The following is a 20,115-nucleotide window of genomic DNA, read 5'->3' on the forward strand; positions in this document are numbered from 1 at the left end:
CCTCTTAGTTTTTCTCTTTTTCCTCTTGTGTCCCGCAAATAATAGTTTCTAACTTCTCAAAAAGGCGTAACAAATCTTCTCTTTCTTGCAACTCTAAATGTGAGAAATATTTTGCAATGTGCTCATTACGAGCAGTCATCGCCTCTTCTACCCTAGCTTTACCCTTTTTTGTTAACTCAATGACGACAACACGACGGTCATCTTTATCGTGATAACGCTCGACAAGCCCTTGGTCAATTAAGCGATCGATCATCACTGTAATTGCACTAGGCTTTACATACATTTTTTTTGCTAATTTTGTCGCCCTTGAAGCTCCATAATGATCTAAAATCTTTAAAATATAAAACTGCGGTGGTGTAAGTCCTGTTGCTTGCATTTGTTCTAATAACTCTGTCTGCATTTTCTTTCCAATCGAAAAGGCAAGAGCTTGAATTTTATCGATATGCGTCATATCATTTGGCATGTTATCCACCTCTTATTTAAGCACTAAAATATTTAATGTATTTAAATATTAATACCGCGAACAAAATCCGTCAACACTTTTTATTTATAAAAACGTTTACATTTTTGTCACAAAGTTGTATAATTTTCGTCGAAGTTAATATTGACAGTCACGGAGAATCGGAGTACACGGCTATGAATCATAAAAAAGGAAACTTTTTTATATTTCATGGCCTTTTTATATTCTCTCTGACTTACAACACTTCGAATTAAATTGGGGAGGATTTTCATTTTATGTTTTTTACACAATTCTTTAAACCCGCGCCCCACGCGGAACGCTTACCAGCTGATCGCGTTGATAGTGAATACCGTAAATTACGTTTACAAGTATTTTTAGGTATCTTCATCGGCTATGCAGGTTATTACTTTGTTCGAAAAAACTTTTCACTAGCAATGCCATACTTAATTGAACAAGGCTTTAGTAAAGGGGAGCTTGGGGTTATCCTTTCAGCAGTTTCTATCGCTTACGGATTAAGTAAATTTCTTATGGGTATCGTATCCGATCGTTGTAATCCTCGCTACTTTTTAGCAGCTGGGCTATTTTTATCAGGTATCATTAATATTATTTTCGGCTCATTTTCTTTCATTACAACGAGCATTATACTTATGTTTGTACTTCAGTTTTTAAATGGCTGGGTACAAGGTATGGGATGGCCTCCTTGTGGTCGTACAATGGTTCACTGGTTCTCTATTAGTGAACGTGGTACAAAAATGTCTATTTGGAACGTCGCTCATAATGTCGGTGGCGCACTTATGCCTTCCCTTGTAACATTAGGGTTATATTTCTTTGCAAATGACTGGAAAAGTATTTTTTACTTCCCAGGTATTCTTTCAATTTTAGTTGGTATTTATGTATTAATTACGATGAGAGATACACCTCAATCTTGCGGATTACCTTCTATTGAAGAACATACTGGAGAATATCCACCAGATGAAAAAGTACAAGATCGCGAACGCGAACTTTCAGTAAAGGAAATTTTATTTACATACGTACTAAACAATAAATTTTTATGGTACATCGCTATTGCGAACGTTTTCGTATATTTCGTACGTTACGGTGTTGTAGACTGGGCTCCTACTTATTTAGTAGAAGAAAAAAGCTTTACTCATAGTAGCTCACGTACAGCTTATGCTCTATATGAATGGGCTGGTATTCCAGGTACACTTCTTTGCGGCTGGATGAGTGATAAACTATTTAAAGGACGCCGTGCACCTGCCGGTATTTTATTTATGGTTGGTGTATTTATCGCCGTTCTTGTGTACTGGCTAAACCCTCCTGGTAACCCAATGGTTGATAGTATCGCACTTGTCGCAATTGGATTTTTAATTTACGGACCGGTTATGTTAATTGGTCTACACGCTCTTGACTTAGCACCAAAGAAAGCTGCTGGAACTGCAGCGGGCTTAACTGGCTTCTTCGGTTACTTAGGCGGAGCAGCTTTCGCTAGTGCTGCTATGGGCTTTATCGTCGATGCATTTGGATGGGATGGCGGATTCATCTTGTTACTTGCATCTTGTGTACTTGCAATGTTCTTCCTTGCTCTTACTTTAAAGACAGGATCTCCAAAACAAAAGCAAGCTTAAGCACTAATATTATTCTTACCAAAAAAAGAGAGACTGTTCTTTACAGAACATCTCTCTTTTTTCTACATATAATACTTTTTTCTTACAAAAGATTTATTTCCCTCTCTTATACATGTTAGCGTTTTCAAAACACTCCAACTACTTATATACATGCATCCAATCTCTATATAAAAAGATTTTTGAATATTTTCTCAACTTTTTCTTGTCAAACATTGTCAATTTATATTAAAATAACAACAACATACAAAATATTTAGTCTTTTCAGAAAGATGGAGGGATAGCCATGAAGAATCCACTTCTTCGCATTGAAAACTTACAGACTTCCTTTCGCATACAAGATCAATATCATGCCGCAGTTGATGATGTTTCGTTAACAGTCCATGAAAATGAAATTGTCGCGATAGTCGGTGAATCAGGTTGCGGAAAAAGTGCACTTGCCCTTTCCATTATGCGACTGCATAATGAAGCAAATACAAAATTACAAGGGCATCTTAACTATAGAGATAAGGATTTACTAACGATGTCAGCCGCAGAAATGAATAAAGTACGCGGATCAAACATCGGCATGATTTTCCAAGAACCTCTTACAGCACTCGATCCTCTTATGACAGTTGGAAAACAAATTGAAGAAAACTTAGACTACCACACAAGCCTTTCAAAAGTTGAAAAGAAAGAACGCACCTTAGAACTACTTCATCAAGTTGGTATTCCAAAACCAGAACTTACATATAAACAATACCCACACGAATTATCTGGCGGAATGAGACAGAGAATTGTTATCGCAATTGCAATTGCTTGTAACCCAGCACTTATTATTGCAGATGAGCCAACAACGGCTCTTGATGTAACCATCCAAGCACAAATTTTAGACTTACTAAAATCTATTCAAGAACAAACGAAAATGGGCATCATTTTAATTACTCATGATTTAAGTGTTGTCGCAGAAACAGCCGATCGTATCGTCGTTATGTACGCTGGACAAGTTGTAGAAACAGGAAAAGTTGAAGAGATTTTTAATAACCCTCTTCACCCATATACTCGTTCTCTATTAAACTCCATTCCATCTGCATATGCTGAAAAGGAAAAATTACATGTTATTCAAGGCGTTGTACCGACATTAGCTAAGTTACCTCGCACAGGCTGTCGATTCCAGGCACGAATTCCGTGGATTAGACCTGATCAACATGAAGAAAATCCCGTTTTACATGAAGTAAAACCAGACCATTGGGTACGTTGCACTTGCTACAAGCATTTTAACTTCCAAGATAAGAAAGGAGATGACGTAACTCATGGCACTGCTTAAAGTAGAAGATTTAAAAGTACACTTTCCAATTAAAGGTGGTGTTTTCGGTCGTACCTTAGATTACGTTCGTGCTGTTGATGGCGTAAGCTTCGAACTACAACCTGGCGAAACTTACGGAATCGTTGGGGAATCTGGGAGCGGTAAATCAACAACTGGAAAAGCAATTATGCACTTAACGAAAGCAACAGGCGGTAGCATTCATTTTAATAATAGAGATTTAACAAAATTAAGTCGCTCAGAACTAAGGGAACAACGAAAAGATATTCAGATGATTTTTCAAGATCCTTATTCATCCTTAAACCCGAAGAAACGTGTTATGGATATTATCGCTGAACCACTTCGAAATTTTGAGAAACTCTCACCTGATGAAGAGCGTAGAGCTGTTCAAGATTATCTTGATAAAGTTGGTCTAAATCCTGAGTCTATTTATAAATACCCACATGAATTTTCCGGTGGACAAAGACAGCGGATTGGTATTGCACGCGCACTTACACTAAAACCGAAGCTTATTATCGCAGATGAACCTGTATCTGCACTGGATGTTTCTGTACAAGCGCAAGTTTTAAACTTCTTACAAGATTTGCAATCCGAACTCGGACTAACATACTTATTTATTAGTCATGATTTAGGTGTAATTCGCCATATGTGTGACCGTATAGGTGTTATGTATCGCGGACGCATTGTGGAAGAAGCAACTAGTGCTGAAATTTATAATAACCCACAGCACATCTATACGAAGCGCCTAATATCAGCTATTCCTGATATTCGTCCAGAACACCGCGAACAACAGCGTAAATTGCGTCGTGAAGTAAGCGCTGAGTACGAAAAATCATACGAAAATTATTTCAATGAAAATGGACGTGCTTACGATTTAAAACCAATCTCGCCAACTCACCGGGTGGCATTACCATAAGGGAGTGATAAAACATGTGGAAATTTATATTACGCCGGATTTTAGTTATGATACCGCAATTATTCGTATTAAGTGTACTCGTCTTTACACTTGCTAAAGCAATGCCAGGTGATGCATTAAGTGGCGCTGAACTAGCAAACCCAAAAGCCGATCCAAAAGTAATTGAAGAACAACGTGAGAAACTTGGGTTAAATGATCCTATTCCCACACAATATGTAAGGTGGATTTCAAATGCCGTACAAGGGGATTTCGGTATTTCTTACGCACATAAAATACAAGTAACAGATATTATTGGGGAACGCCTTGGTAATACAGTGCTGTTAGCTCTTCTAATTCTTATTCTTACTTATTTAATCGCCATTCCACTTGGCGTTATAAGTGGGCGTTGGAATGATACGTGGGCTGATCGACTCATTACACTCTATAACTTTTTAGGATTTGGTACACCCCTATTTATTTTCGGATTAGTAATGTTATTCTTATTCGGCTTTTTATACCCGATCTTCCCTACAAGTGGTAGCGTTGATCCACAAGTGGCAGCCGGATCATTTGATTACTATTTAAGTAAATTAAATCATATGATTTTACCAGCTTTATCTGGGGCATTAATTGGCACTGTAGGAACTGTACAATATTTACGAAGTGAAATTATTGATACGAAACATAAAGATTTTGTACGCACAGTAAAAGCAAAAGGTGTACCAGAATCTAAAGTATATTCCAGACATATTTTACGAAATTCATTTTTACCAATTGCAGCATTTTTAGGATATGAAATTACAGGTTTAGTTGGTGGCTCTATTATTCTAGAAAATATTTTCGGCTACCCAGGAATTGGACAACTATTTTTCCAATCTATTACTCAACGTGATTTCAGTGTCGTAACTGCTCTTGTATTATTTACTGGATTCGCAACGCTACTCGGGACTCTTCTTTCCGATATTATTCTAAGCATCGTTGATCCACGTATTCGTATTGATTAATGGAGGTGAAGAAACGTTATGTTAGCAAATCCTGAAAAACAAACTGAGGTCATTCATTACGAAAAGAGCCCTTCTGGTTTCTCCATTATGTGGCGAGAATTTCGTAAAGATAAACTAGCAATGTTTTCCCTATTCTTTTTAGCTTTAATATTAATAGCCGTTTACGCAACTTCATTTATTATGAAACAAGAAGATATCGTTCGAGTTGATCTGTTCGCCATTTATGATCCTCCTTCAGCTGAACATTGGCTAGGAACTGATTATGGTGGCCGTGATATTTTCGGACAATTAATTATTGGTACACGTAATTCCTTTACAGTTGGTTTAGCCATTACTCTTTTATCAACCCTTATCGGTCTTACGATGGGACTAATTGCTGGCTATTTTGGAGGAGTTGTTGATAACATCATCATGCGTTTTATCGACTTTATGATGATTTTACCATTCTTAATGATTGTTATCGTATTTATCTCACTTGTTCCAACTTTCAATATTACTACATTTATTCTCATAATGACGGCTTTCTTATGGGTCGGAAAAGCAAGGCTTATACGCTCTAAAGTATTAACTGAGAAAGAACTTGATTACGTATCTGCATCAAAAACTTTAGGAACACCAAATTGGAAGATTATCTTTCAGCAAATATTACCTAATTTGAGCTCTATTATTATCGTAAATATTACATTAAATCTTGCTGGTAACATCGGGATTGAATCTAGTTTGACTTACTTAGGTTTTGGTCTACCAGAAAGTACACCGAGTCTTGGTACACTTGTAAGTTATGCAACAAACCCAGATGTATTGCAAGAAAAATGGTGGATTTGGTTACCCGCATCAATCATGATTTTAGTGTTGATGCTGTGTATAAATTTTATTGGTCAAGCGTTAAAGCGTGCGGCTGATGCGAGACAAAGAAAAGGTTAAGGGGTGGAGAAGTTATGAACAAACCAAAATTGTACAAAGTATTAAGTACACTTGCTGCTTCAACATTATTACTATCTGCATGTGGGGGTGCTGATAGCGGTAGCAAAAAGGCAAACACGAAAAAAGTAGAAACAAATAAATTTAGTGCTGCTGTAAAAAATGATGGTAAAGAAATTAAAGACGGATCATTAACATATGGACTCGTTTCAAATTCACCTTTCGCTGGTGTTTTAAGTAGAGTATTGTATGAAGTTGCTCCAGATTCAGAAATTATGGATTTCTTTGATGAAGGTTTATTAGCTTCAGATAAAAACTGGGAAATCACAAATGACGGTGCTGCAACGTATACAATTTCTGAAGATAAAAAAACTATTACTATTAAGATTAAAGATAATGTAAAATGGCACGATGGTAACCCTGTAACCGCTGAGGATTTAGAATATTCTTACTTAATCATTGGTAATAGTAAATATACAGGTATCCGTTACGATACACAAATGCAAATGATTGAAGGTATGGAAGAATATCACGCTGGAAAAGCTGACAAAATCTCTGGTATTAAAGTAGTCGACCCAAAAACAATTTCGATTACTTATAAAGAAGTAAACCCTTCACTGAAAACTGGTATTTGGACATATCCTACACCTAAAAAATATTTAGGCGATGTACCAATTGAAAAACTAGCTGAATCTGATAAGATTCGTCAAAATCCAATTGGGTTCGGACCATTTAAAGTGAAGAAAATCGTTCCTGGTGAATCAGTTGAGTATGAGCGCTTCGATGATTACTGGGCTGGCAAACCTAAACTAAAAAATGTAACATTAAAAGTTGTAAATCCATCTATTGTTAGTGCATCTCTGAAAAAAGGTGATATTGATATTGCATCAATTACTGCTGATCAATATCCGAACGTAAGTAAATTAAAAAATACACAACTAGTAGGAAAAACTGCGCTTGCTTACACTTATATCGGATTTAAATTTGGACATATGGACAAAGCAAAGAATGAAGCTGTAATGGATAACGATAAGTTCAAAGATGTTCGTTTACGTCAAGCGATGGCTTATGCAATTGATAGAGAAAAATTAGGAGAAAAAGTATATCACGGACTTCGTGTTCCAGCTAACTCTCCAATCCCACCATCTATGCCAAAGTACCATAATAATAATGCTGGCGCATATAACTTAGATGTAGATAAAGCGAAAAAACTATTAGATGAAGCTGGCTATAAAGACAAAAATGGTGACGGATTCCGTGAAGATCCAAAAGGTAATGAATTTAAAATTAACTTCCTAGCTAGTAACGGTAGTGAAACAAGTGAACCACTTGCAAAATTCTATATTCAATCTTGGAAAGATATCGGCTTAAAAGTAGAACTTGTTGATGGACGCTTACATGAATTTAATGCTATGCGTGAAATGATTAAAAAAGATGATCCAAAGGTTGATATTTTCTCTGGTGCTTGGAACACTGGTTCTGATCCTGACCTTTCTGGTCTATGGGGTAAAAATGCTGGATTTAACTATCAACGCTGGGTAAATGATGAAAATACGAAGTTATTAGACGCTGGATTATCAGAAAAAGCTACTGATGAAAAATATCGTAAAGAAGTATATGATAAATGGCAAAAATTAATTCATGACGAAGCACCGATGATTCCAATTCATTACACATTCGATTTAACAGGTGTTAATAAGCGCGTGAAAGATTTTAATGTCAATGCTGAAGTGAACCAAATTACTTCACAATGGAAAGACGTTACTGTAACAAGTGAAAAACCAGAAGTAGAAAAATAATCATAAAAATAGCTCTTAGCATTTACTTACTGCTAAGAGCTATTTTTTATTTACAATCCTTTTCTGACTATTTATAACAACCAATTCCTTCCCCACTCTAAAATCAAAAGATTTGATGAATTATCTTTATTACAACAGCTAACGTAACAGATGCAGCAAATCCCCCTAAACAAATAAGACCGACACCTTGGCTATATGATAAATTTTGAAGTGCTTTCATCTTTTTCATCCTCCCTATCTCCCCTTCGATATGTTTATTTTACCAATGGAATAATTTTCATAACATCGATTTTTCTGACAACAAACTTACAAATTTGTAAGTTAATATTTTCTAGAAATTATGTATCTATTATGTCCACACTCTCCCTTTTTATACGTCAAAAAAGACCTCGAATTATATCAAGGTCTTGCTTACACTACAAAATATCTCACCCAATTTATTTGATAATCATCACCGGACATTTCACACGCTTTGCTATTTTATGACTGACACTACCAAGCACCATTTCTTGCAGTGTATTTAATCCTCTACTCCCAGCAATAACAAGATCTATATCTCCTGTATTTACATATTGAACAATCGTATCTCCTGGATCGCCATGTAATATCGTAATTTTATAAGAAATGTTCTCTTTCTTTAATAAACCTTCAATCTCTTTTAATTTATCTTTTCGACTAGCCGTTATTGTTTCTAAATCTGTTTGACCTTGTATAATATCTGATTTTGCTGTTCTATTATCTACTACGTACACAACTTCAACATTTGCTTCTTCGCTACATTTCGCAATATATGTTGCATGTTCCGCTGCTCGAAGTGCATGTTCAGAACCGTCACATGCTAATATAATTTGTTTATACATATGCTGAATCCCCTTTTCGTTATCCTACTCGTATTATATAATAAAGCCCCCTAAAAAGGAGGCTTCTAACTAGCAATTCTTTTATTATAAGTAGCTAAATTAGTAACAAGTTTTGCACTACGTTCATTTAATCCCGTTATACTTACTTTCACGCCACTTTGTTCATACTTGATAATAACTTTATCAATTGATGCCACTGCTGAATCATCCCATATGTGTGCGTGAGAAAAATTCAACTCAATTTCTTTTACATCTTCCTCAAATGAAAAATTATTGATAAGATCTGCCGTAGATGCGAAGAAAAGTTGGCCATGAATTTCGTATATTTTCTTATTTTCAATATATAAATGTTCCACGTGAATCTTTGCCATATTGAATGCAAATAAAACCGCACTAATTACTGTTCCGATAATTACACCTAATGCTAAATTATGTGTAATTAAGACAACCACAACTGTTACGATCATAACAAATGCATTTCCTTTTGGTACTTTATGAATCGTTGTTACAGAGTTCCAATCAAATGTTCCAATTGAAACCATAATCATAACTGCAACTAAAGCTGCCATCGGAATATGAACGACATAATCACCTAAAACAAATAGTAATATGATTAAAAATCCGCCCGCTACAAACGTCGATAATCGCCCGCGTCCACCTGATTTAATATTAATAACAGATTGTCCAATCATTGCACATCCTGCCATTCCTCCGAAGAAACCAGCAACAATGTTTGCAATCCCTTGTCCACGTGCTTCCTTATGCTTATTACTTTCCGTATGCGTCATATCATCTAAAACTGAAGCTGTTAATAATGACTCTAGTAAACCAATAATTGCAAGCATAACTGCGTACGGTAAAATAATCCCTAATGTCTCAAGTGTAAAAGGCACGTCAGGCATGCTAAAGAACGGTAATTCTTTCGGCAGACTTCCCATATCCCCTACTGTTTTCAACTGTAATCCACTCATAATTGCAATACTTGTTACAACAATAATGGAAATAAGTGTAGACGGAACAGCCGTCGTAATACGTGGAAATACATATATAATGACAAGTCCTAATGCGACAAGTGCATACATTTGCCAAGTTGCGTTTTTAAAATGCGGCAATTGTGCTGTAAAAACTAAAATTCCAAGTGAATTTAAAAAACCACTCATAACAGATTTAGGTACAAACTTCATAAATGAGCTCAGTTTGAACACACCAAAAATAATTTGGACAATCCCCGTTAATATTGTTGTAGCAAATAAGTATTGCAAACCGTAATCCTTAACGAGCGTTACCATTAATAATGCCATTGCACCTGTTGCAGCTGAAATCATCCCAGTTCTTCCGCCAACAAATGAAATGGTAACTGCGATACAAAAAGCTGCGTATAACCCAACGGTCGGATCTACGCCTGCAATAACAGAGAAAGCAATTGCTTCAGGAATTAATGCTAAAGCAACAACTATTCCTGATAACACGTCCCCTTTTACATTGGAAAACCAGTCATTTTTTATCGTCTGAAACAAAATACCACTCCTCTACTCTTTTACCATTTAATTTTCTCCATAAGAAAATCTAACCCGAATGCACGAGGGCTATTATATAACGAGTAGAGAGAGTTTTGCTATGTAAAAGTTTCCTACAGAAAAAGACGCTACCTCAGTAGCGCCTTTGCTCCCTTTATTAATGTCCACCGTGACCTTGACCACTTTCTTGCACAATCTCTAATCTCTCATCTAATATTCCTTGTGTTTCAAATGAAATATCACTCGTACTCCCTAATAAGAAGCCGTGGTTATACGGACCAAGTGTTGGATCATCTTTAAACTTCGGTTGAATAGTAGCAAGGAAATCATACACTGGTTGTGAAGCTTTTCCTTCCTCTAATAAGATAACAGGTGCATGTTTACCCATATGTGAAAATGGTGCTCCTGCAACTGCTAAGTCTGGTGTTTTGTTTGAAACAAATGATACACCATGACCTGGTTTTGTGAACCCCCAGCCAAATTTTGTTTTTTCATCTTTAAACTTTGCAAATGCAATAGAATTTTCTACTGGAGTCTCTCCACTAATACGCGTTACTTTCCCGTATTTGCTTAACTCCTTTTCTACTTCTTTTGAAATGATTTTTTCTGGTCCTAGTACATATATATTTGCTTTATCTTTTCGCATCTTTAATGCCTCTATCGTCGCTTCTGGCACTTTATTCTTTTCTGTATAAAGTAATGGTTCTGGCATATGAGAAATCCAGTTTACAGCTGGTGTTGTATATAAACGCCCTTCTTCTTCAGACGAACCGATAATAACACTATTCGGATAACTACCTGTTATATCCGCATACTCTTTATCAACATCTTTAGCAAAGATAGCTGGATCCGTTTCCTTTATTTGCTTTACTTTATAATCTTTTAATTGCTCCAGTGCGGCTGCCCCTATATCCCCCATCACCATAATTTGTGTTCCATCTTTCGTTCCGAGCGGATTTAGCCGTTTTATTTCTTTTAACGTCATCTCGGGTACCTTTTCTTTTTCTATAAATAAAATCGGTCCGTTATTCGGATGATGAATAAGGTCTGCACTTGCAATACCTAATTGCCATTCGTTTACTGGTACTAAAATAACAGCGCCTGGCTGATTCTCTTTATGTGTTGCTGGCCATATCGTCTGCGAAGTTAATACTGCCATTTGAAGAGGATCATTTGTGTTTAATCTCGTTACATTTTTTAAACTTGTCGTTAATAAATCATTTGATGCACCTTGATTCATTTCTTTCGGTGCAGTTACCTCCTGATTCATTTTCATTTCCTTCTGCTCTGTTTTCTTCTCTTCTTTCGATTCATGATTTTTATGATCCATGTTCGTTTGTCCACATGCCGCAAGACCAACTGCTGTAATTATTGTTATCCCAAAAACTCGGGTCATTTTTTTCACTATACCGCCTCCGTATAAATCATTTTCGAGCCAATATCATTACCTAAAATGGAATTTCAACTTTACAATAACAAGCAATTCTGAAGAAATTATGCAGACGCATTACAATCTGCACCATTTCTTCATGATTTTGCATTACAATTTAAAGTAAAGATTACATATGGAGGGCTCTCTATGATTGATATACTACTCGTAGACGATGAACCGAGAATGCTTGAATTATTAACGCTTTATCTTACTCCCATTGGATATAACTGCATATGTGCACGATCCGGAGAAGAAGCGATTTCACATATAGAAAATCAAAACTTTAAATTTATTTTACTCGATATTATGATGCCAAAGATGGACGGATGGGAAACGTGCAAAAAAATCCGTTCATTTAGTAACGTTCCTATTATTATGGTTACCGCTCGTGATCAAACCATCGATGTCGTCCAAGGATTAAAACTCGGAGCGGATGATTACGTAACGAAACCTTTCCATGAAGAAGAGCTTTTCGCAAGAATTGAAGCTGTTTTAAGGCGAACAAATCAACACGCGCAAATCCAATATGACGGCATTTTATGGGATGAGGCAAAGCATTTCGTTTCTGTACATAATGAAGAACTTCTTCTCACTCCAATCGAATTCTCTTTACTTGGATTATTTTTACGTCATGTGAACTACGTATTGAGCCGCGATCAGCTCATTGAACGAATTTGGGGATTAAATACAAATACAGAAGATCGAACAGTCGATTCACATATTCGTAATTTGCGTGATAAATTACGAAAAGTAAATTTCCCTATTGATAATCATTTAAAAACTGTGTACGGAATCGGATATCGATGGGTTGATACTTTAGATTAAGGAGCAAAGCAATGAAGCGAATTTCTATTCAGCTCGGATTTTATTTTTTAATTGTTACACTTTTAATCGAAAGTGTTCTATTTGTCTTGCTTTATTATAGCCTTGTCAACAATAGAGTAAATGAAGAAATGACAGCTTTGTTAAAGCGTGGAAATAGTCACAGAGATGTCCTTGAAAAGTATTTTGATAAGCAAACAATCTCTCATGTTGCACTAATGGAATCCGAAGCCGAAACGACTGTTGTTATTACAAATGCAAATAAGGATGTACTAGCTAAATCCAATGAAATAAATACTACTATAAAAAAGCATATTGAAAAGATGCAAACACGCACAAATCATGACGGAGCGATTATAGAGAATCACTGGAAAACATCTAATTATATATGTACGGTCAGTCCCATCATAGTAGCTGGAAAACATGAGGGGTATGTGTATATGTTTCTTGGGACAGAATCCATTGAAAAGTTGGTAAATGGATTAACGAAACAATTCATTATTGCTGGTGCCATCACGTTTCTACTCACAGTCATTACCATTTTTCTTTTATCTCGGTTATTAACAAAACCATTGTTACACATGAAACATGCCACTGAAAAAATGAGTAAAGGCGATTTATCCGTTTCGTTAATGACTACTCGAAATGATGAAATTGGTGAACTAGCCTCATCAATTCAAACGCTTGCTAATGATTTACACTATATGAAAACAGAGCGAAGTGAATTTCTAGCAAGTGTTGCTCATGAATTACGAACACCTTTAACATACGTAAGAGGTTACGCAGACATTGCTTTAAAAGAAACCACATCTCCCAAGCAACGTTTACGATATTTATCTATTATAAAAGATGAGTCTGATTACATTACAAACTTAGTTCAAGATTTGTTTTCCCTTGCACAAATGGAACAACATAACTTTTCTATTCAAGTAAAGGAAGTATATTTACACACCTTCCTGACTCGCATAGCCGAAAAAGTAAATGCCATATATAAAGAAAAAAACATTAGAGTTTCTTTCTCTTGTCCTCCTACACTGCTAGTGAACCTAGATGAACAACGCTTCGAACAAGTTGTGGTGAACATTTTAAATAACGCTTATAGACATTCAAAAGAGTATTCTCTTATCCACATTGCTGTTACTGAAGAACATAAAAGTATTTCCATTACAATTGAAGATGAAGGTGAAGGTATTCCGCTTGAAGACCTCCCTCACATTTTCGATCGGTTTTATCGTGTTGATAAAGCAAGATCACGAGCTACAGGTGGAACTGGTTTAGGGCTCTCTATCGTGAAGGAAATCGTAGAACTACACGGCGGGACGATTACTGTCACGAGTGAAGTTGATCATGGATCTTGTTTTACAATTTCATTGCCATCCATAAAAAGACACGACTACCACCAGTAGTCGTGTTTCTTTATCATTTTACTTTATAATATAAATTTACAAATTGCCCAAAACGTTTCGTATCCGTTAAAGTTAAATTAATTTCCGGGTTCTTGTCTTGAAATAACGGAACTCCAGAACCTAATATATGCGGTGTAATCGTAACAACATATTCATCAATTAGATTATTCTTAAAGAACTCTCTCAGTAGACTCCCTCCACCGACCATCCATATTTTAGATCCTTCTTGCTCTTTCAACCTTTTTGTAAACTCCACTACATCTTCATTTATAAACTCCACGTATTCATTTGAACTTTTTTCTGAGTTAGAAAAAACATAACATTTTTTATCTACATACGGGAATGTTTCCATATGCTCTACTACATAATCGTACGTTCTTTTTCCCATGATTATTGTATCAATTGTTTCATACATTTCTGTATAACCGTTATCTCCCTCTCCTTCCGTTTCCATTAACCACTCCAAATCATCATTTTCTTTCGCAATATATCCATCTAAGCTCGCCGCAATAAATAAAACAATTTCACGTGACATATCTTTTCCTCCTTGTGTTTCATCTTGATAACATTATGATGTAAACAATATACTAACAATAAAACATGACACTTTATGTCATGTTAAAAGGAAAAAGGTGATACATTTGTCAAAAGCTAAACGCTTATTAGATATTCTTATATTTGCTTCTGCCAAAAAGACATTTACAGCGCAAGAAATAGCTGATGAATTTAATATTTCCGTTCGTACGGTTCATAGATACATTTTAGATTTGAGTGATATGGGGTTGCCCATTTACGCAGAGCAAGGTCGTAACGGCGGCTATAAAGTATTAACGAATAGAGTCATTCCACCTATCTTATTTACGGAGGAAGAAGCAGTATCCATCTTTTTTGCCTTTCAATCTTTAAGCTACTACCGAGACTTGCCTTTTAATACAGAAATCAATTCTGTTACTCACAAACTGTACAGCTCTCTACAACATGATGCGAAAACGAAAGTTGATAAAATACGTTCTTATATCGCTTTTTGGAATCCAAAGAGAACAATTGATACCCCTCTTTTAAACGAAGTGTTAACCGCGGCTATTGAAAATAAAAATTTACACTTTCAATACGAATCTAAATCGGGGATAAAAACAAAACATGTTCATCCTATCGGTGTATATGCTCATGACGGGCTATGGTACTTACCATCCTATGACTTCAGTAGAAAAAAAGTATTACTGTATCGCATTGATCGTATTCTTTCTATATTATCAACAGAAGAAAATAAAGATCCATTCATGAATTTAGAAGAGTGGTTTGCCTCTAACTCTCACGTAGTACATAATCCTACTCTGTTACATGTTTTACTGTCAACAGAAGGCGTACGCCAATGTAAAAGCGTGCCTTACCTTGAAGAATTCGTTGTAGTAAACGAAGATGGGACTGGATATATACATTCAACAATTGATAAAGGAGAAATCAATTTTATTACGCCTTTATTTTATAGACTCGGAAAAGATGCAAAAGTGTTAGAACCGAAAGAATTGATAGATGGTTTACGTATGCGTGCGAAAGAAGTTTTACATATGTATGGAGACGAAAAAAGCTGCTAAATATAAGCAGCTTTTTAGTCTCTTTGTTACTATTGACGAATATCAATCCACCAACGATATTCCGCATTCATATTTTCAGTGCCACCATTCCCTCTGTAATGGAAAGCATCTAAAAAGATTGAATTTAGTTTATCCTCATCTACAAAATAACCTAAGTTAACCTTCACCGTTTGTCCTGGTCGGATACTGCCAATATTATAAAAGCTTTTTCCGTCTCCGTGAGGTTCCAAGTAATCAACTTCACCCGTCATAATACGCGTTGCGTCCATTCCCTCTTCTTTAGCGTAGTTCCATGCATTCCCTTCAAATTTAAGCTGTTTTATAGATGGATGCATATAGATTTCTTCTGTCGACTTTTTACCAATATTTTTCACTGTTGTTGTTAAATAGACAAATTTAACATTAACTAATTTCGAATCTACTAATGTATCAATTGAATCTTTACCATTCCCTAATTTATATTCATCTCGTCTGTACGATAGTAATTTTCCCGTCTGATCTAAAGCCTTATTCTTGCTTAATATCTCTAGGCCAAGTTCATTAAAGTTCTCTTGTTTAAAATCTTTGATTGAATCAAAGACTTCAACTTTTTCTATCACATATTCAATTTGGCTGTTATCCATAGATATCGTTACTGGCACCTTTTGTCCTATATGAAATAGTCGTTTACTATCTTTTTTCAATGGAATCACCTTATTTTCTTTTGGTTCAGCTGCTTTGGTAAAGAGATTTTCATCATAATCTGCTATATATGATGCCTTTTCTTTTGACGTAGGCTCAAGTGAAATACTCCCTAACACATCTATCATTTGTTCTTCGTTTACATCGGATCCAATATAACTTTCTAGCATAATCCCTTCTTTCTCAAAAAAGAGAAAGACCTTTCTGTCAAACATTACGTTGTTCTTTCCAGTTTCTTTATGAACAATTACTGCTTTCCTACCATTTATCTCTTTTTCTTCATAACTTTTTGAATATAAAGTTTGAAAATCCGCATTTTCTCCCACTCTCGAAAGAGCGAATGAAAATCCACCCATTGCGTCGTTATCTTTAAATGAATATTTCATAGCAGAATCATCAATTGCTTCCATATTTTCTGGCAATTTACCTATTTTCAACTTATACCACTTATCACTCTTTTTTGAGTCCTTGTTTGTTACCGAAACATTTACTTCGTAATTTTGTTTTTGGACAATCATATTGTAGACTTTTACTGCACCAAAAACTGTTGTCGGCATACCAATTAATAAGCAAGCAGCAGCGATTAACATACGATGTTTTTTACGCTTTTTCTGAGGTTGTCCATCTTTCAGCTTCATTTCCTCCATAAACTGTTTCTTTTTGCGCGTATATGTATGTGAAAATTCATGTTGTTCTTCGAGTTTATCGAAATCATCTAAAGCAATTTTTTCAGCAAGTTCATATATTTCTTTGGAGTTCTTTGAATTCGTCATGTTGTATACCTCCTATCATATTTTGGACTCGTTTTCGAGCGCGTTCAAACTGCTTGCGGACATTGGCCTCCGTTATCCCCATGACACTTGAAATTTCTTGATACGTTAAGTTATAGAAGACTTTGTACTTAAACACCTGTCTGTTAGATTCATTTAACTCTTTTAGCAATGTATCAATTTGAACCTCGGACATTACACGTTTTTCCCACTCTTCAATATTTTCATCTACTGTTTCTGTTGATTCTCTTTCATATTCTTCTAAAAATGTTTCATGTCGTCTATTTTTCCGGTAGCTATCAATCGCCTTGTTTTTCGCAACCCTCAAAATGTATCGTTTAAGCTCTTCAGTACTCAAGCTATGGAGCTTTTCCAAGTTCTTATAAAGAGTAATAAACGTCTCTTGAACCGAATCTTCGGCCTGCTGAATATTATTTAAAATAGAATACGCTACATAATAAACTTTTTGTTCATACAACTCATATAGCTCTTCCATCTTTTCATAATCGTTGTTTGTAACTTTCATATAATTCCTCCTCTCACTCTATATAACGAATGAGCGCTAAACTTTGTGACACTGTAAAATCTTTTTATAGATAAAATTTAATAATAGAATAAACAAAAGCCCAATTTCTCTATTTTAACTGAGAAATTGGGCTTTTTAATATTAGAATTTTCCTGACTGTATCTCTAAGAAAAATTCTTTTACACCTTTTCAATATGTAGTATTTGCTCTATCGCTTCTTTTAATAAATGCTTTGTCTCTTCAAAGTTATGATTCTGTTTTTCTCCCGATTGTACCATATAAAACTCAGCAAACGAGCGCTCTTTATATCTTGGTACGACATGCATATGATAGTGCGTAAGTTCATTAAAAATTCCACCATTTTGGCAAACTGTAATTCCATCTGGTTTATATACTGCCTTAATCGCTTTTGCAATAATCTTAGAAACATCCATAATGGATTTCGCTACAACGTCATCTAATTCGTCCACTTCTACAACATGTTGTTTTGGCACAATTAAAGTATGTCCTGTATAGAAAGGTTCATGATCTAGAAAGCATGTTACATAGTCATCTTCATATATTTTATATATAATTTCTTCTTCGTTGGCTAATTTACACCCTAAACATTCCATCATATTTCCCCCTTTATTAAAAACATAAAAACGTGAGAGCCGTATTCTCACGTTTTTATGTTTTATTTTATTAGTTCAATTGTTTCCGTAACCTTTATACTATCTTTTACAGATTGAACAATCGTGCAATTTTTCACTGCCAGTTGCAGTGCCTTATCCAACTGCTCTTCTGTAATGTTTTGTGCTTTAATTTTATAGTGCAAATGAACACTTTCAACTGGTTTTGATAAAGCTTCACTTCTACCAATTTCCGTTTCAATTGTAAACGTATCGTATGTAATACGTTTCTTTTCTAAAATTGTTCGAAAGACAATTGCACTGCATCCTGCGATAGAAGAAACGAGTAATTGTAAAGGTGAATACCCGTTTTCTTTTCCAATCGCTAATTGACCATACGATAAATCTGCCTCAATATCATCTTGTTTGATGGTTAGTTTCATTTGTTGTCTCCACCTTCATCGGTTTCTGCCGTTTCTTATTTATATAATAATATATGTAGCAGAAAATGATAAATGGAATACCACAATATAACGCCATTCTTTGTTCTGGAATAAACGCTAAACTAATAACAACGATACTATTTGTAATTAAAGCTAAAATGGGAACAATTGGATATAATGGTGTTTTATATTTTAAGTCCTCTAACTTTCCTCCGCCTTTTATATACTGACTTCTAAAGCGAAGTTGCGATAAAGCAATAATGATCCAACTTGAAACAGCTGATAAACCAGCTATAGATAATAAGTACATGTATACTGTATCTTCTGCAAGGAAGCTTGTTAATAAAGATAAAGCAGCTACAGCAATTGTTACAACTAGTGCTGTAATTGGAATACCACGCTTATTTACTTTCTGGAAAGATGCTGGTGCCATTCCTTCATTTGCAAGTGACCATAGTATACGCGTCGCTGCATATAATCCAGAGTTCGCTACAGATAATAACGCAGTAATAATAACGAAGTTCATAATATCAGCTGCGTATGGAATACCGATCTTATCAAATACGACTACGAATGGACTTTCAATTACGCCTGCTTCCTTCCAAGAAATTAATCCTACTAAAATCGTCATTGTTAAAATGAAGAATAACATGATGCGCCATACTGTATTACGGATTGCACGTGGAATTGTTTTTTCTGGATTTTCACTTTCTCCCGCTGCAATTCCGATTAACTCTGTTCCTTGGAACGAGAAATTAACTGTAATCATTGTAAGTAATACGGCAGCTAGTCCATTCGGGAATAATCCACCATCGCTTACAAAGTTAGAGAAAAGAGGTGCTGCTTCTTTTCCTTCATATGATATAAACCCTAATAATGCACTACCACCAAGAACAACAAATGCAAGAATTGTAACTACTTTAATACTAGAGAACCAAAACTCTAATTCAGCATAACTCTTCGCTGAGATAGCGTTTGAAGCATATAAAATAACGCCGAATACAAGGCACCATACCCAAACATCAACATTCGGAAACCATCTTTTCATCATTAAACCGATTGACGTTAATTCTAGTCCTACTGTTACTGCCCAGCCAAGCCAATATAGCCAGCCGATCATAAATCCCGTTCCTGGTCCAATAAACTTCGTCGCATACTTTTGGAAAGAACCTGAAACTGGCATTGCTACCGTTAACTCTCCCAGACAAAGCATTGTTAAATACATAATAAATCCGCCTACTAAATAGGAAAGGATGGCTCCCCCTGGTCCAGCCTGATTAATGGTGTAACCTGAACCTAAGAAAAAACCAGTTCCGATTACACCACCTAGTGCGATCATAAATAAATGTCTACTCTTCATCGTACGATGTAATTTCTCATTCGTTTGTTGCTGCATCTAAATCCTCCCCCTACCAATACCCCTATATCTTGTTAAAATTTTCTGATAA

At 35.5% G+C, this 20,115-nt stretch carries 20 protein-coding genes; 9 read left to right on the top strand and 11 right to left on the bottom strand.

Annotated features, from left to right (window positions below; translation table 11 throughout):
- Nucleotides 1-4: 4 nt before the first annotated feature.
- Nucleotides 5-463 carry a MarR family winged helix-turn-helix transcriptional regulator gene (locus tag ACTFRS_RS24015; RefSeq protein WP_139869404.1) on the bottom strand — a complete coding sequence of 153 codons (459 nt, stop codon included), beginning with the start codon at nt 461-463 and terminating at the stop codon, nt 5-7.
- A gap of 272 nt (nt 464-735) precedes the next feature.
- Here ACTFRS_RS24015 and glpT point away from each other — a divergent pair, with 272 nt between their 5' ends.
- From glpT to opp4A, 6 genes are all read left to right on the top strand, one after another.
- Nucleotides 736-2,085, top strand: a complete 1,350-nt coding sequence (gene glpT, locus ACTFRS_RS24020) for a glycerol-3-phosphate transporter (RefSeq protein WP_139869403.1) — start codon at nt 736-738, stop codon at nt 2,083-2,085.
- A gap of 283 nt (nt 2,086-2,368) precedes the next feature.
- A complete protein-coding gene (locus tag ACTFRS_RS24025) occupies nt 2,369-3,388 on the top strand; it encodes an ABC transporter ATP-binding protein (RefSeq protein ID WP_440025270.1) in 1,020 nt (339 codons plus the stop codon).
- Entirely contained in the window at nt 3,375-4,301 is a 927-nt protein-coding gene (locus ACTFRS_RS24030) for an ABC transporter ATP-binding protein (protein ID WP_016716464.1), read from the top strand. The genes ACTFRS_RS24025 and ACTFRS_RS24030 overlap by 14 nt, the downstream gene beginning before the upstream one ends.
- A gap of 14 nt (nt 4,302-4,315) precedes the next feature.
- Nucleotides 4,316-5,284, top strand: coding sequence for an oligopeptide ABC transporter permease (gene opp4B / locus ACTFRS_RS24035; RefSeq protein WP_000265445.1), 969 nt, complete (start codon nt 4,316-4,318; stop codon nt 5,282-5,284).
- Nucleotides 5,285-5,302: 18 nt separating this feature from the next.
- Entirely contained in the window at nt 5,303-6,208 is a 906-nt protein-coding gene (locus ACTFRS_RS24040) for an ABC transporter permease (RefSeq protein ID WP_000880731.1), read from the top strand.
- A 14-nt stretch (nt 6,209-6,222) separates the two neighbouring features.
- Nucleotides 6,223-8,004: an oligopeptide ABC transporter substrate-binding protein gene (opp4A, locus tag ACTFRS_RS24045; protein ID WP_440025267.1), complete on the top strand. Its 1,782-nt coding sequence runs from the start codon at nt 6,223-6,225 to the stop codon at nt 8,002-8,004.
- 103 nt (nt 8,005-8,107) lie between these two features.
- On the opposite strand, the gene ACTFRS_RS24050 is transcribed toward opp4A, so the two are convergent.
- From ACTFRS_RS24050 to ACTFRS_RS24065, 4 genes are all read right to left on the bottom strand, one after another.
- A complete protein-coding gene (locus ACTFRS_RS24050; protein WP_000738298.1) occupies nt 8,108-8,233 on the bottom strand; it encodes a DUF4027 family protein in 126 nt (41 codons plus the stop codon).
- A 208-nt stretch (nt 8,234-8,441) separates the two neighbouring features.
- Nucleotides 8,442-8,864 carry a universal stress protein gene (locus ACTFRS_RS24055; protein WP_000277994.1) on the bottom strand — a complete coding sequence of 141 codons (423 nt, stop codon included), beginning with the start codon at nt 8,862-8,864 and terminating at the stop codon, nt 8,442-8,444.
- A gap of 65 nt (nt 8,865-8,929) precedes the next feature.
- Nucleotides 8,930-10,381 (bottom strand): SulP family inorganic anion transporter, encoded by a 1,452-nt coding sequence (locus tag ACTFRS_RS24060; RefSeq protein WP_440025265.1) that lies wholly within the window; start codon nt 10,379-10,381, stop codon nt 8,930-8,932.
- A gap of 157 nt (nt 10,382-10,538) precedes the next feature.
- Nucleotides 10,539-11,786 (bottom strand): cell wall-binding repeat-containing protein, encoded by a 1,248-nt coding sequence (locus ACTFRS_RS24065; RefSeq protein ID WP_440025264.1) that lies wholly within the window; start codon nt 11,784-11,786, stop codon nt 10,539-10,541.
- Nucleotides 11,787-11,960: 174 nt separating this feature from the next.
- On the opposite strand from ACTFRS_RS24065, the gene ACTFRS_RS24070 reads away from it, so the two are divergent.
- Together ACTFRS_RS24070 and ACTFRS_RS24075 are read left to right on the top strand one after the other, a co-directional pair.
- On the top strand, nt 11,961-12,638 hold the full coding sequence (locus ACTFRS_RS24070; RefSeq protein WP_439195539.1) for a response regulator transcription factor: 678 nt from the start codon (nt 11,961-11,963) through the stop codon (nt 12,636-12,638).
- A gap of 11 nt (nt 12,639-12,649) precedes the next feature.
- Complete coding sequence (locus tag ACTFRS_RS24075) at nt 12,650-14,041, top strand: ATP-binding protein (protein WP_440025262.1); 1,392 nt, start codon at nt 12,650-12,652, stop codon at nt 14,039-14,041.
- Nucleotides 14,042-14,054: 13 nt separating this feature from the next.
- Here ACTFRS_RS24075 and ACTFRS_RS24080 read toward each other — a convergent pair whose 3' ends face one another.
- Entirely contained in the window at nt 14,055-14,576 is a 522-nt protein-coding gene (locus ACTFRS_RS24080) for a dihydrofolate reductase family protein (protein ID WP_440025260.1), read from the bottom strand.
- Nucleotides 14,577-14,682: 106 nt separating this feature from the next.
- Here ACTFRS_RS24080 and ACTFRS_RS24085 point away from each other — a divergent pair, with 106 nt between their 5' ends.
- Entirely contained in the window at nt 14,683-15,636 is a 954-nt protein-coding gene (locus ACTFRS_RS24085) for a helix-turn-helix transcriptional regulator (protein WP_440025258.1), read from the top strand.
- Between the two features lie 29 nt (nt 15,637-15,665).
- On the opposite strand, the gene ACTFRS_RS24090 is transcribed toward ACTFRS_RS24085, so the two are convergent.
- The 5 genes from ACTFRS_RS24090 to ACTFRS_RS24110 all read right to left on the bottom strand — a co-directional run bounded on the left by ACTFRS_RS24090 (nt 15,666) and on the right by ACTFRS_RS24110 (nt 20,063).
- Nucleotides 15,666-17,090: a DUF4367 domain-containing protein gene (locus ACTFRS_RS24090; protein ID WP_440025256.1), complete on the bottom strand. Its 1,425-nt coding sequence runs from the start codon at nt 17,088-17,090 to the stop codon at nt 15,666-15,668.
- Nucleotides 17,056-17,613 (bottom strand): RNA polymerase sigma factor, encoded by a 558-nt coding sequence (locus ACTFRS_RS24095; RefSeq protein ID WP_087953839.1) that lies wholly within the window; start codon nt 17,611-17,613, stop codon nt 17,056-17,058. The genes ACTFRS_RS24090 and ACTFRS_RS24095 overlap by 35 nt, the downstream gene beginning before the upstream one ends.
- A gap of 179 nt (nt 17,614-17,792) precedes the next feature.
- A complete protein-coding gene (locus ACTFRS_RS24100) occupies nt 17,793-18,278 on the bottom strand; it encodes an HIT family protein (protein ID WP_431084920.1) in 486 nt (161 codons plus the stop codon).
- 11 nt (nt 18,279-18,289) lie between these two features.
- Nucleotides 18,290-18,667 (bottom strand): OsmC family protein, encoded by a 378-nt coding sequence (locus ACTFRS_RS24105; RefSeq protein WP_000778865.1) that lies wholly within the window; start codon nt 18,665-18,667, stop codon nt 18,290-18,292.
- A complete protein-coding gene (locus ACTFRS_RS24110; RefSeq protein ID WP_440025253.1) occupies nt 18,642-20,063 on the bottom strand; it encodes an amino acid permease in 1,422 nt (473 codons plus the stop codon). The genes ACTFRS_RS24105 and ACTFRS_RS24110 overlap by 26 nt, the downstream gene beginning before the upstream one ends.
- Nucleotides 20,064-20,115: the final 52 nt, after the last annotated feature.

Source organism: Bacillus cereus group sp. MYBK139-1, assembly GCF_051916915.1.
Classification (GTDB): Bacteria; Bacillota; Bacilli; order Bacillales; family Bacillaceae_G; genus Bacillus_A; species Bacillus_A pacificus.

Bases quoted from the DNA above. Each gene is read 5' to 3' on its own strand.
- ACTFRS_RS24080 (WP_440025260.1), bottom strand. From the start codon at position 14,576: ATGTCACGTGAAATTGTTTTATTTATTGCGGCGAGCTTAGATGGATAT.
- glpT (WP_139869403.1), top strand. From the start codon at position 736: ATGTTTTTTACACAATTCTTTAAACCCGCGCCCCACGCGGAACGCTTA.
- ACTFRS_RS24110 (WP_440025253.1), bottom strand. From the start codon at position 20,063: ATGCAGCAACAAACGAATGAGAAATTACATCGTACGATGAAGAGTAGA.
- ACTFRS_RS24040 (WP_000880731.1), top strand. From the start codon at position 5,303: ATGTTAGCAAATCCTGAAAAACAAACTGAGGTCATTCATTACGAAAAG.
- ACTFRS_RS24095 (WP_087953839.1), bottom strand. From the start codon at position 17,613: ATGAAAGTTACAAACAACGATTATGAAAAGATGGAAGAGCTATATGAG.
- ACTFRS_RS24055 (WP_000277994.1), bottom strand. From the start codon at position 8,864: ATGTATAAACAAATTATATTAGCATGTGACGGTTCTGAACATGCACTT.
- ACTFRS_RS24075 (WP_440025262.1), top strand. From the start codon at position 12,650: ATGAAGCGAATTTCTATTCAGCTCGGATTTTATTTTTTAATTGTTACA.
- ACTFRS_RS24015 (WP_139869404.1), bottom strand. From the start codon at position 463: ATGCCAAATGATATGACGCATATCGATAAAATTCAAGCTCTTGCCTTT.
- opp4B (WP_000265445.1), top strand. From the start codon at position 4,316: ATGTGGAAATTTATATTACGCCGGATTTTAGTTATGATACCGCAATTA.
- ACTFRS_RS24105 (WP_000778865.1), bottom strand. From the start codon at position 18,667: ATGAAACTAACCATCAAACAAGATGATATTGAGGCAGATTTATCGTAT.
- ACTFRS_RS24070 (WP_439195539.1), top strand. From the start codon at position 11,961: ATGATTGATATACTACTCGTAGACGATGAACCGAGAATGCTTGAATTA.
- ACTFRS_RS24050 (WP_000738298.1), bottom strand. From the start codon at position 8,233: ATGAAAAAGATGAAAGCACTTCAAAATTTATCATATAGCCAAGGTGTC.
- ACTFRS_RS24090 (WP_440025256.1), bottom strand. From the start codon at position 17,090: ATGACGAATTCAAAGAACTCCAAAGAAATATATGAACTTGCTGAAAAA.
- opp4A (WP_440025267.1), top strand. From the start codon at position 6,223: ATGAACAAACCAAAATTGTACAAAGTATTAAGTACACTTGCTGCTTCA.
- ACTFRS_RS24025 (WP_440025270.1), top strand. From the start codon at position 2,369: ATGAAGAATCCACTTCTTCGCATTGAAAACTTACAGACTTCCTTTCGC.
- ACTFRS_RS24030 (WP_016716464.1), top strand. From the start codon at position 3,375: ATGGCACTGCTTAAAGTAGAAGATTTAAAAGTACACTTTCCAATTAAA.